This window comes from Promicromonospora citrea (genome assembly GCF_013004695.1).
Lineage (GTDB): Bacteria > Actinomycetota > Actinomycetes > Actinomycetales > Cellulomonadaceae > Promicromonospora > Promicromonospora citrea.
This window is the reverse complement of record NZ_JABEMG010000139.1, coordinates 1-11,093: the sequence shown is the minus strand read 5'-3', so window position 1 is coordinate 11,093 and position 11,093 is coordinate 1. Positions and strand designations below refer to the sequence as shown.

The 11,093-nt window shown below is 74.4% G+C and carries 10 protein-coding genes; 4 read left to right on the top strand and 6 right to left on the bottom strand.

Translation table 11 applies throughout. The features are described from left to right. From HLB15_RS19725 to HLB15_RS19710, 4 genes are all read right to left on the bottom strand, one after another. On the bottom strand, positions 1–1,527 hold a 1,527-nt coding region (locus HLB15_RS19725), incomplete at its 3' end, for an RNB domain-containing ribonuclease (RefSeq protein WP_171107844.1). A 48-nt stretch (positions 1,528–1,575) separates the two neighbouring features. Next, positions 1,576–2,553 (bottom strand): endonuclease/exonuclease/phosphatase family protein, encoded by a 978-nt coding sequence (locus tag HLB15_RS19720; protein ID WP_171107843.1) that lies wholly within the window; start codon positions 2,551–2,553, stop codon positions 1,576–1,578. Positions 2,554–2,791: 238 nt separating this feature from the next. Further along, positions 2,792–5,128, bottom strand: a complete 2,337-nt coding sequence (purL, locus tag HLB15_RS19715) for a phosphoribosylformylglycinamidine synthase subunit PurL (RefSeq protein ID WP_171107841.1) — start codon at positions 5,126–5,128, stop codon at positions 2,792–2,794. Between the two features lie 132 nt (positions 5,129–5,260). Next, entirely contained in the window at positions 5,261–6,124 is an 864-nt protein-coding gene (locus HLB15_RS19710; RefSeq protein ID WP_171107839.1) for a glycoside hydrolase family 16 protein, read from the bottom strand. A 186-nt stretch (positions 6,125–6,310) separates the two neighbouring features. Between HLB15_RS19710 and HLB15_RS19705 the strand changes: the two genes are divergently transcribed. Further along, positions 6,311–7,237: an EamA family transporter gene (locus tag HLB15_RS19705; protein WP_171107837.1), complete on the top strand. Its 927-nt coding sequence runs from the start codon at positions 6,311–6,313 to the stop codon at positions 7,235–7,237. On the opposite strand, the gene HLB15_RS19700 is transcribed toward HLB15_RS19705, so the two are convergent. Then, positions 7,226–7,723: a GNAT family N-acetyltransferase gene (locus HLB15_RS19700; protein ID WP_171107835.1), complete on the bottom strand. Its 498-nt coding sequence runs from the start codon at positions 7,721–7,723 to the stop codon at positions 7,226–7,228. The genes HLB15_RS19705 and HLB15_RS19700 overlap by 12 nt on opposite strands. Next, positions 7,720–8,274: a hypothetical protein gene (locus HLB15_RS19695; protein ID WP_171107833.1), complete on the bottom strand. Its 555-nt coding sequence runs from the start codon at positions 8,272–8,274 to the stop codon at positions 7,720–7,722. Before HLB15_RS19695 ends, HLB15_RS19700 begins: the two co-directional genes overlap by 4 nt. Positions 8,275–8,555: 281 nt before the next feature. Here HLB15_RS19695 and HLB15_RS19690 point away from each other — a divergent pair, with 281 nt between their 5' ends. The 3 genes from HLB15_RS19690 to HLB15_RS19680 form a co-directional block, all read left to right on the top strand. Further along, entirely contained in the window at positions 8,556–9,659 is a 1,104-nt protein-coding gene (locus tag HLB15_RS19690; RefSeq protein ID WP_171107831.1) for a sensor histidine kinase, read from the top strand. Further along, positions 9,656–10,306, top strand: a complete 651-nt coding sequence (locus HLB15_RS19685) for a response regulator transcription factor (RefSeq protein ID WP_171107830.1) — start codon at positions 9,656–9,658, stop codon at positions 10,304–10,306. Before HLB15_RS19690 ends, HLB15_RS19685 begins: the two co-directional genes overlap by 4 nt. A gap of 84 nt (positions 10,307–10,390) precedes the next feature. Continuing rightward, on the top strand, positions 10,391–11,093 hold a 703-nt coding region (locus HLB15_RS19680; RefSeq protein ID WP_171107828.1), incomplete at its 3' end, for a T6SS immunity protein Tdi1 domain-containing protein.

Here is an 11,093-nt window from a genome sequence, read left to right as displayed (position 1 = left end):
GCTCCGCCCCTCGGGTGCGCCCCCGGTGCCCGGTGTCTCGCCGCCCCGCGGCGGAGCGCCCGGCACCGTGAAGCGCACGCGCCGCTCGGCGACGTCGGCCTCGGTCAGCCGGACCCGCACCTCCTCGCCCAGCGGTAGCCGCGGCCCCGAGACGCGCGCCCGGACGGCGGGGTCGCGCAGCACGACCTGGCCGCGCTGCGGGTCGCGGCCGTCCTCCTCCTCGACGTCGACGACGACGGCGTCGAACTCCTCGCCCACGCGGTCGCCGAGCAGGGACGCCTCGACGATGTCGATGCACTCGCGCTCGAAGGACGCGGCGCGCCGCCCGGTCTCCGCCATCACGCCGGGCAGGTCGGGCATGGCCTCCAGCACCCACGCGGGCACAGGGGTGCCCGCGGCGACGGCGAGGCAGATCTCCGTCGCGTAGCGGTCGACGAGCCGCCGCAGCGGCGCGGTGACGTGGGCGTAGTCGGCGGCGATCGCCGCGTGCCGGGTGTCCTCGGGCGGCGGGACGACCGCGCCGTCCGGCCCCGGCATACCGAACGCGACGTACCCGGCCCCGCGGAACAGCGTCGTCGCCTCGTTGAGGAACGCAGCGTGCTCGGGGACCCGGGACACGAGCGTGGGGAGCAGCCGTGCGTACGGCAGGGTGTCCGGCCACTCGATGCCCAGGGCGCGGGCGGTGCGCCGCAGGCGGGCCACGTCGCGCGGGTCGGCCTCCGGCAGCGTGCGCAGCAGGCCGACGCCCGCCTCGCGCATGAGGTGGGCCGCGGCGATGCCCGTGAGCAGGGAGATCTGCGCGTTCCACTCCTCGACCGGCAGGGTGCGCCGGAACGACAGCGCGTACGTGCCGTCCTCGCGCCGCTCGACCTCCTGCTCCGGCACCTCGAGCGAGACACCGCCGCGCGCCACCTCGAGCGACTGGCGCAGGCGCCCGACGTCGGCCAGCAGCTGGAGCGATTCGCTCGCCGTGCCCGCGTCGAGCCCGGACTGCACCTCGGCGTACGTGAGCCGCTCGCGGCTGCGCACCAGGGCGCGCTCGAGGTCGGCGCCGGTGATGATGCCGCGCGCGTTGAGCGTCACCGTCCACAGCACGGCCGGGCGGTCCTCGCCCGGCAGCAGGCTCGCGGCGCCCTCGGAGAGGATCTTCGGGTGCAGGGGCGTGCGGGCGTCGGGGCCGTAGACCGTCACCCCGCGCCGGCGCACCTCGGCGTCGAGGGCGCCGCCCGGCGCGACGAACGCCCCGACGTCCGCGATCGCGTAGTGCACCACGTAGCCCTCGCCGGACTGCGCGACGTGCACCGCCTGGTCGAGGTCCTTCGACCCCGGCGGGTCGATGGTCACGAACTCGATGTCGCGGCGGTCCGCCCGGCCCGCCGCGAAGTCCTGTGCGGCCGCGGCCCGCGCCTCCTCGAGCACGTCCTGCGGGAACATCGCGGGCAGCCCGATCTCGGCGCGGAGCGTCGCGAGGGCGCTCGTCACGTCGTCGGGGGCAGAGGGCGCGAGGCGCAGCTGACGGGTCGGCACAACTGCGAACATAAGCCGGTTCCGCCCGGACCGCGCGGTGTCGCTGTGCTACGCGTCCGCGTCGACGACGACGGTGGCCAGCAGCGCCCGGTGGTCCGTCCCGGGAACCTGCCGGGGCACGACGTCGGACACCGTCATGTCGCGCTCCACCACGACGTGGTCGAGCGCGAGCAGCGGGGGCACGCGGCGCCCCTCCGGCCAGGTGACGACCGGCCCGGCGCCCCACTCGCGCGTCGCGTCGACGAACCGGGACCCGAGCAGGTCGCGGAACGTCGCGTGGTCGTAGGTCGCGTTGAAGTCGCCGGCCAGGATCTGCGGCGCGCTGTCGCGGCGCACCCGGTCGGTGAGCTCGACGAGCTCCGTGCGCCACGTCGCCGTCCGCGCGGGCAGGGGCGGGTAGGCGTGCACCGCCGTGAACCGCACCGGCGTCCCGCCGACGTCGACCACGGCCGACGGCATGGCGAAGCTCGACCCGTCCAGCCGGCCGGGCTTCGTCATCGCCGAGACGGACCACAGCCCGGTTCCGCCGGGGCCGCTCGCAGCCGGGGCGGTCACGCTGTGCGGGAGCAGGTCGTCGAGGCCCGCCGCGGCGAGCTGGTCCGCGAGGTCGTGCGTCAGCTCCTGGACCGCGAGCACCTCGACGTGCTCGGACTCGACGAGGTCGACCACCGCCCGGGCGTCGGCGCCGCCCGCGTGGGCGTTGAGGGTCATGACGCGCACGGTCCCGGCGTCGTCCGGGTCGGCGGGGGCCGCCGCCGTCTCGGCGTCCGGCACGAAGAAGGGCGCCGTCCAGGCCACGAACCCGGCCAGCGACACCGCGAGCACGACGGCGAGCGCCGGGCGTCGGGAGAACAGCGCGATCACCAGCAGCGGCAGCGCCACGAGCGCGGCCCAGGGCGTGAACGGCACGAGCAGCGGGAGGGGTGGCACGTTGTCGAACGGCAGGGCGCGCGCGACGGCGATCACCAGCAGCGGGATCGTGACGAGCCAGAGCACGAACGAGACGAGACCACGGACAAAACGCACGCACCGGACCCTACCGGCGCGGCCGCCCCCCGCAGGACGGAGCGGTCAGCTATCACCCGCCCGCGCCGTGTTCCCGCGGGCTTGCGCGTACTCCCGCGGGCTCCCGCTGAAATCTGGCGTTCGCGGTGAGATCTGGTGGTGCGCTACCAGATCTCACCGCGAACACCAGATCTCACCGCGCAGACGGCGGGTCTCGGCGGCAGCTGCCGCCGGGCGCCGCAGCAGGACGGCGCGTGCGTCAGCCGAAGATCGACGGCAGCGTGCCCTCGTGGACCGCGCGGGCCTCCGCGAGCGGGATCTCGAACTGGCCCTCGACCACCAGGGCGTCGCCGCCCGTCGTGCCGAGGCGGAGCACCGGGACGCCGGCCTCCTCGGCGAGGTGCGTCAGCTCGCCCTCGTGCTCGGGGTCCACGGCGACGACCACGCGGCCCGTCGACTCCGAGAACAGCGCGACGAACGGGTCCACCTTGTCGCGGCCGGTCACGCCCTCGAGCGCCACCGTCGCGCCGACACCGAACCGCAGGGACGCCTCGAGCAGCGCCTGCACGAGACCGCCCTCCGAGAGGTCGTGCGCCGCGGCCGCCAGGCCGGTCTTCCGGGCCTCGACCAGCGCCGTGGCCAGCGCCTTCTCCGCAGCCAGGTCGACGCGCGGCGGCAGGCCGCCGAGGTGCTGGTGCACGACGTCGGACCACGCCGAGCCGTCGAGCTCGTCCCGCGTGGTGCCGAGCAGGAGCAGCGAGAGGCCTTCGGACCGCCAGCCGGAGGCGAGCGCCGTGCGCACGTCGTCGATCACGCCGAGCACGCCCACCACGGGGGTGGGGTGGATCGACGAGTCGATCTGGCCGGGCTCGCCCGTGCCGTTGTAGAGCGAGACGTTGCCGCCGGTGACCGGGACGCCCAGCTCCTGGCACGCGTCGGCGAGGCCCTCGATCGCCTCGACGAGCTGCCACATCGAGTCGGGGTGCTCGGGCGAGCCGAAGTTGAGGCAGTCCGTCACGGCCAGCGGGCGAGCGCCCGCCGTCGCGACGTTCCGGTACGCCTCCGCCAGCGCGAGCGCCGCGCCCGCGCGCGGGTCGAGCTTGCCGTAGCGGCCGTTCGCGTCCGTGGCGAGCGCGACGCCGAGGCCGGTGGACTCGTCGACGCGGACGACGCCGCTGTCGTCGGGCTGGGCGAGCGCCGTGTTGCCCTGGACGAAGCGGTCGTACTGGTCGGTGACCCACGCCTTGGAGGCGAGGTTCGGGGAGCCGAGGAGGCGCAGCGCCGTCTCGCGCAGCTCGTCGCCCGTGGCCGGGCGGGCGAGGCCGGCGGCCGTCGTGCTGTCGGCCTGGAGGCCGTCCTGCCACGCGGGGCGCGCGTAGGGGCGCTCGTACACCGGGCCCTCGTGCGCGACCGTCTTCGGGTCCACGTCGACGATGCGCTGTCCGTGGTGGTCGATCGTGAGCCGGCCGGAGTCGTTGACCTCGCCGATGACGGCGGTCTCGACCTCCCACCGGGCGGTGATCGCGAGGAACTCGTCGAGCTTCTCGGGCCGGACGACCGCCATCATGCGCTCCTGCGACTCCGACATGAGGATCTCGCCGGCGTTGAGCGTGGGGTCGCGCAGCAGCACGTCGTCGAGGTCCACGTGCATGCCGCCGTCGCCGTTGGAGGCGAGCTCGGACGTGGCGCACGAGATGCCGGCGGCCCCCAGGTCCTGGATGCCCTCGACGACCTCGGCCCGGAACAGCTCGAGGCAGCACTCGATGAGCACCTTCTCCATGAAGGGGTCGCCCACCTGCACCGACGGGCGCTTGGCGGGCACGCCGTCCTCGAACGTCTCGGACGCGAGGATCGAGGCGCCGCCGATGCCGTCGCCACCCGTGCGGGCGCCGAACAGCACGACCTTGTTGCCCAGCCCTGACGCGTTGGCGAGGTGGATGTCCTCGTGCCGCAGCACGCCGAGGCAGAGCGCGTTCACGAGCGGGTTGCCCTGGTAGGAGGCGTCGAAGACGAGCTCGCCGCCGATGTTCGGCAGGCCGAGGGAGTTCCCGTACCCGCCGACACCGGAGACGACGCCGTGCACGACGCGCGCGGTGTCGGGGTGGTCGACGGCCCCGAACCGGAGCTGGTCCATGACGGCGACAGGGCGCGCGCCCATCGAGATGATGTCGCGGACGATGCCGCCGACGCCGGTGGCCGCTCCCTGGTAGGGCTCGACGAACGAGGGGTGGTTGTGCGACTCGACCTTGAAGGTCACGGCCCAGCCGTCGCCGATGTCGACGACGCCCGCGTTCTCACCGATGCCGACGAGGAGGTGCTCCTTCATCTCGTCGGTGACCTTCTCGCCGAACGTGCGCAGGTGCACCTTCGACGACTTGTAGGAGCAGTGCTCGCTCCACATCACCGAGTACATCGCGAGCTCGGCCGCGGTCGGGCGGCGGCCCAGGATGTCCTTGATGCGCTGGTACTCGTCCTCCTTGAGGCCGAGCTCGCCGTACGGCTGCACCTCGTCGGGAGTGGCCGCCGCGTTCTGGACCGTGTCCAGGGTCGGGGCGGGGGTCGGGCGGGAAGGTGCCTGGGACGCGGCCGCGGTCATGGAGTAAACCTCTGCGTGCGGGGTAGATTTCCGGGGCGCGGAGCGCCCGCCCCAGTCTACGACGCGTGACACCGCGGGGCGGTCCCGCCGTCCACCGACGGCGGGACCGCCCCGCTGCTGCCCGTGCCGGCGTCAGAGCTGCGAGTCGTAGACGCGCACGTAGTCGACGACCATCTGCTGGGGGAACTGGGTCGACCCGTCGGGGTAGCCGGGCCAGCTGCCGCCGACCGCGACGTTGAGGATGAAGAAGAACGGCTGGTCGTAGACCCACGGGTTGCCGTTCGTGTTCGCCGGCGTGAACGTCTGGTACGCCACACCGTCGACCGACCAGGTGATCGAGCCGGGCTGCCAGTCGATCGCGAAGGTGTGGAAGTCGTCGGCGAACGACCAGCCCTGCGGGTGCATGTACGACCCGGTGATGCCCGCGCCGCCGGAGTAGCCGGGGCCGTGCAGCGTGCCGTGCACGATGTGTGGCTCGTACCCGACGTTCTCCATGATGTCGATCTCGCCCGCGTCCGGCCACGGCGTGCCGGGGAACTGGCCGCCGAGCATCCAGAACGCCGGCCAGATGCCCTGACCGCGCGGGATCTTGATGCGCGCCTCGAGCCGGCCGAACTTCGGCTGCACCTTGCCCTGGGTGGTCAGGCGGGCGGACGTGTACCCGCCGTTGCCGTCCGAGCGGGCCGTGATGACGAGGTTGCCGTTGCCGTCCAGCGCCGAGTTGTCGCGGGAGTCGGTGTAGACCTGCAGCTCGTTGTTGCCCCAGCCGCCGCCCCCGGTCTCGTGGTTCCAGTAGGCGGCGTCCGGGGCGCTGCCCGCGGGCCCGTCGAACTCGTCCGACCACGTCAGCGCGGCCTCCTGCGCGGGCGCCGCCGCGGCGCCGTCCCGGGCGTGGGGCGCCGCGGCCGACGCGACGAGCGAGGCCGACAGGACGAGGGCGGCTGCGGCTGCCGCCGTCGCGCCCGTACGGATGGTGCGGTGTCTCGTGCTACGCATCGGTCGCTCCTTCGCGAACGTGTGACGTCAGTGCGGCGACGCTACTTTTCACCCCCTGGTGGAACAAGATCGTGAAAGTACGTACGCGCGGCCGCCGCCGGCCCGGCGCGACCGTTCAGCCGGACTGAACGCTCGGCCAGCGATACGCGATGGACGTGCACGGTCGCCCCGGCACACCATGACCCCATGCCCCTGCGCCACTCGCTCCTCGCCGTGCTCGTCATGGCCATCTGGGGCACCAACTTCCTCGCGATCGACGCGGGCGTCGCCGACGTGCCGCCCGCCCTGTTCGTGGCGGTCCGCTTCGTCGTGGTGCTCCTGCCCGCGATCTTCCTCGTGCCCCGGCCGGCCGCACCGCTCAAGGACGTCCTCGTCGTCGGGCTGTTCCTCAGCCTGGGCCAGTTCGGGCTCATGTACACGGCCATCTGGCTCGGCATGCCGCCCGGCCTCGCGTCGCTCGTGCTCCAGGCGCAGGTCGTGTTCACCGTGCTGTTCGCGAGCGTGGCGCTGCGTGAACGGCCGACGACGCCTCAGCTCGTCGGCGTCGTGATCGGCGCGGTGGGCCTGCTCGTCGTCGGCGTCGGCCGGTCCGCCGCGACGCCGGGGCTCGCCTTCCTGCTCACGATCGCCGCGGCGGCGTCGTGGGCGACGGGCAACGTGATCGTGCGCCGGCTGGGGTCGCCGGAGCAGGCGGCGAGCGCCCCGCAGGGCCCGCTCGCAGGCCTGTCGATGACCGTGTGGTCGGCGCTGGTGGTGCCGGTGCCGATGTTCGGTCTGGCCCTCGCGCTCGACGGCCCCGCGGCCGTCGGGTACTCGCTCACCCACCTGAGCACGCCCGCGATCCTGTCGACCCTGTACACCGCGTGGCTCGCGAGCCTGGTGGGCTACGGCATCTGGAACACGCTGCTGGCCCGGCACCGGGCGAGCGCCGTCGTGCCGTTCACGATGCTCGTGCCGGTCTTCGGCATGACGGGCGCGTGGCTCGTGCTCGGCGAGGTGCCCAACGCCGCCGAGGGCGTCGGCGGCGCGCTGCTGCTCCTGGGCGTCGCGATCACGTCCGGCCTGCTACGCCGGCCGACGCGGCGTTACCGGACCTCGGCGTCACGGACGTAGCTCGGCGTCACGGACGTAGCAGAGCAGCGTCACGTCGGGGACCGGCATCCAGTCCCTCGCCGGCTCACGCACGAACCCCAGCCGCTCGTACAGCCGGTGCGACGTGTGCGCGACGGCGTTGGTGGACAGCACCACGGGCCGTCCCGCCGCGCGCGCCAGGCACTCCCGCACCAGGGCGGTCCCGGCGCCGCGCCCCTGTGCGTCGGGCGCGACCCCGAGCATCCGGATCTCCGCCTCTCCGTCGCGGGCGAGGTCGGCCATGGGGCCGCCGTCCGGCACGTAGGTGACGCCGCCGACCACCGTGCCGTCGTCGAGCGCCGCGACGACCTGCGCGTGCGCGGCGCGGCCGGCGACGTCGCGCAGGACGGTCCCGTAGGAGGCGGAGCCCGGGCTGTCGAGCTGCCCGTCCGCGGCGAACGCCGCCGCGACGATCGCACCGATGGCGTCGTACTCGCCCGGGCGGGCGTCGCGTGTCTCGATGGTCATGCCGCGACGGTAGTCCGAGCCTCCGACATCCCGGCCCGCCGCGGACGCACGCGCCCCCAGGGCTTGTGGACCGAGAGCACCGTCGCCACCACGAGCGCCGTGAGCGACACGGCCGGTGGGTAGGCGAGGAACGAGAGGTCCGCCGCGGGCGTCCGGCCCGCCTCGATCGCCGCCCCGGCCGCGCCGACCTCCGGCATCCCCGGCCGGAGCAGCACGAGGACCAGCGTGGCCAGCACGACGTTCGTCACCAGCTTGACCGCGACCCACCAGTAGCGCAGCAGACCCCACTTCGTGGCGAGCCCGAGCAGCAGCCCCGAGCCCAGGCACACGAGCGCCGCGACGAGCATCGGCGTCACCACGAAGGTCGCGAGGGCCCGCAGGGCGAGCCCGCGGACCTCCGCCGAGCCGCTGCCGAGCCCGGCCGCCGCGAGGACGGCGACGAGCACGTCGACGCCGATCCAGGCCCCCGCCGCCACGATGTGCACCGTGAGCACCGCCTTGCGCACCCGCGGCGGCAGCGGCGCCCTGGCTCCGGTCCGTGTGCCTCCCATGAGAGTCCTTCCTCGAGCTGTGCGCGGCGCCGTTCGGCGCCTGTCGTCCCAGGTTCGCTGCGCGCGCCCGACGGCGGATCGGCCGTGCGGCGGCACTCCGGCTGCGCCGCCGGGCGACGGTCGGTGGCCGCACCTACGTCCCACGACGTACGACCGTCTACGGCACGCAGGGGGTGACGGTCGGTGCGGCGTCGGCCACAGTGGGCTGTGTCGAGCCGGACGACCGAGCAGGACGACCGAGCAGGACGACCGAGCAGGACGACCGAGCAGGGGGTGTGCGCGTGGGGAGGCTGCGGCCGGCCGACGTCGGCGTCACGGGCGTGCTGGTCGTCCTCGTGCTCGGCACGCTGCCGTTCCTCGACACGTCGTCCGCCGCGGACCGTCCGGTCGACGCGGGCGCGTACGCGCTGGCCGCCCTGGCGGCGCTCGGCACCCTGCCGCGCACGCGGTACCCCGTCGCCGCCGCGGCCGTCGTGGTGGGTGCCACCACCGCCTACCTGCTCCTCTCCTACCCGTACGGCCCCGTCATGCTGTGCCTCGCCGTGGCGGTCTACTCCCTGGCCCGACGGCGGCCCCTGCGGCCCGCCCTGCTGTCCGCCGCGGCCGCGTTCGCGCTGCTGCTGACCCATGTCGTCGTCCACCCGGACAGCCTCGGCCTGCCCGCCGCGCTCCTGCCCGCGAGCGCCTTCGTGGCCGTGCCGTTCAGCGTCGGCGTGGCCCGGCGGGTGTGGTTCGAGGCCCGGGCCGCGGAGCGCGCCGCGGAGCGACAGCAGGCGCGGGACGACGAGCGCCTGCAGCTCGCGCACGAGGTGCACGACGTGGTGGGCCACGGCCTCGCCGCGATCCAGATGCAGGCGGACATCGCCCTGCACCTGGGTCGGCCCGACGACGCGACGACCGCGCTCGAGGCGATCTCCCGCGCGGCGAACGAGGCGCTGACCGAGCTGCGCACGACGCTCGCGACGATCCGGCCGGGCTCCGCCGACGGCCCGGCCCGCGCGCCGACGGCGGGGATGGCCAACCTCCCCACCCTGGTCCGGCGCGTCGAGTCGGCGGGGGTCGCGGTCGACCTGACGGTCTCGGGCACGCCGCGGCACCTGCCCGCCGCCGTCGACCTCGCCGCCTACCGTCTGCTGCAGGAGGCGCTGACGAACGTGGTGCGACACGGGGCGGAGGCCGCCGCGCGGGTCGAGGTGGCCTACGAGCCGGAGCGGGTGCGGCTCGCGGTGCGCAACCGGCGCGCCCCCGGCGCCCCGTACGTGGCGGGGTTCGGCATCGCGGGGATGCGGCGCCGTGCCGAGTCCCTGGGCGGACGGCTCGACGCCGGGCCCGCCGACGGTTCCTTCGAGGTGCGGGCGGTGCTGCCCGCCGGGGGTGACACATGATCTCCGTGCTGCTGGTGGACGACCAGGACCTCGTGCGGATGGGGCTGCGTGCCCTCGTCTCGGGCGAGGAGACGATGCGTGTGGCCGGCGAGGCGGCGGACGGCCTCGCCGCGGTCGCCGAGGCCCGGCGGCTGCGGCCCGACGTCGTGCTCATGGACGTGCGGATGCCGGGGATCGACGGCGTCGAGGCCACGCGTCGCATCGCCGCGGACCCGGAGCTGTCCGGCACCCGGGTCGTGGTGCTCACCACGTTCGAGCACGACCAGTACGTCGTGGACGGCCTGCGCGCGGGAGCGAGCGGGTTCCTCCTGAAGAACACGCCGCCGGCCGACCTGCTCGCCGCGATCCGCACGGTGCACGACGGCGGCGCGCTGCTGGCGCCGTCGGCCACACGGACGCTGATCCGGGAGTTCACGACGGCGGCACCGCGTGCGCTCGAGCCGCACCCGCGGATCGGCGACCTGACCGACCGGGAGCGCGAGGTCGTCGGGCTCGTCGCCCAGGGGATGAGCAACGGTGAGATCGCCGAGCACCTCGTGATGAGCCCGGCGACCGCACGCACGCACGTCTCCCGCGCGATGATCAAGCTCTCCGCGCGGGACCGCGCCCAGCTCGTCGTCTTCGCCTTCCGGTCGGGCCTGGCGTGAGGCGCCAAACCTACTGAGGCGCCCCGTAACAAACATGTCACCGGGGGGTTCCCGACGTTTACCCGGTAGTGGTTTCATTCGGACATGAAGCTGCTCCGAACTTTTCCGAAGGATGCCTTCGAGTTCGGGCTCGCCTCGTGGCGGTGGCTGGGGCTTCGCGAGCAGACTCCGCGCTTCGCGACCTGTTTCGGCGACATCTTCCTCGAGTCGCTGGACGGATGGTGGTTCCTGGACACCGTCGAGGGCACGCTCGAGCTCCGCTGGACGACGGCCGTCCACATGTACGCCGAGCTGGAGTCGCCGGAGGGCCGCGCGACCTACCTCATGGACGACCTGGTCCGCGAGGCACGCGGCCGCGGCATCCACCTCGGCGAGGAGGACGTCTACACGTTCAACCCGCACCCGGCCCTCGGCGGGCAGCTGGGCGTCGACAGCATCGTGCCCATGCGCTTCGAGCTCGCCGTGAGCTGGCTCGGCGCCGTGCACGACCAGGTGCTGCACCACTCCGGCCAGAACCTGCCCCCGCTGCCCGACGAGGGCCGGCGGGACGCCCCGCAGGTGGCCGCCGCCTGGGACTCCGCCTGGTCCCACGACGAGACCTTCGACGTCCCGTTCGAGCAGTACCTCGCCACCACGACGTTCGCCGCCGTCGCGAGGCCGCGGCACGGCGCCCCCGCCCGCACCGCGACGCCCGCGGAACAGCCCTGGGCCGCCCGCGGCGCCGAGCCCGCCGCGGCCTGGGACGCTCCGACCGGCACCCCTGGTCCGGGGGGGGGGGGGGGGGGGG

Excerpts from the sequence above, each read along its gene's own strand:
- purL (WP_171107841.1), bottom strand. The coding sequence starts at position 5,128 with ATGACCGCGGCCGCGTCCCAGGCACCTTCCCGCCCGACCCCCGCCCCG.
- HLB15_RS19710 (WP_171107839.1), bottom strand. The coding sequence starts at position 6,124 with ATGCGTAGCACGAGACACCGCACCATCCGTACGGGCGCGACGGCGGCA.
- HLB15_RS19705 (WP_171107837.1), top strand. The coding sequence starts at position 6,311 with ATGCCCCTGCGCCACTCGCTCCTCGCCGTGCTCGTCATGGCCATCTGG.
- HLB15_RS19700 (WP_171107835.1), bottom strand. The coding sequence starts at position 7,723 with ATGACCATCGAGACACGCGACGCCCGCCCGGGCGAGTACGACGCCATC.
- HLB15_RS19695 (WP_171107833.1), bottom strand. The coding sequence starts at position 8,274 with ATGGGAGGCACACGGACCGGAGCCAGGGCGCCGCTGCCGCCGCGGGTG.
- HLB15_RS19685 (WP_171107830.1), top strand. The coding sequence starts at position 9,656 with ATGATCTCCGTGCTGCTGGTGGACGACCAGGACCTCGTGCGGATGGGG.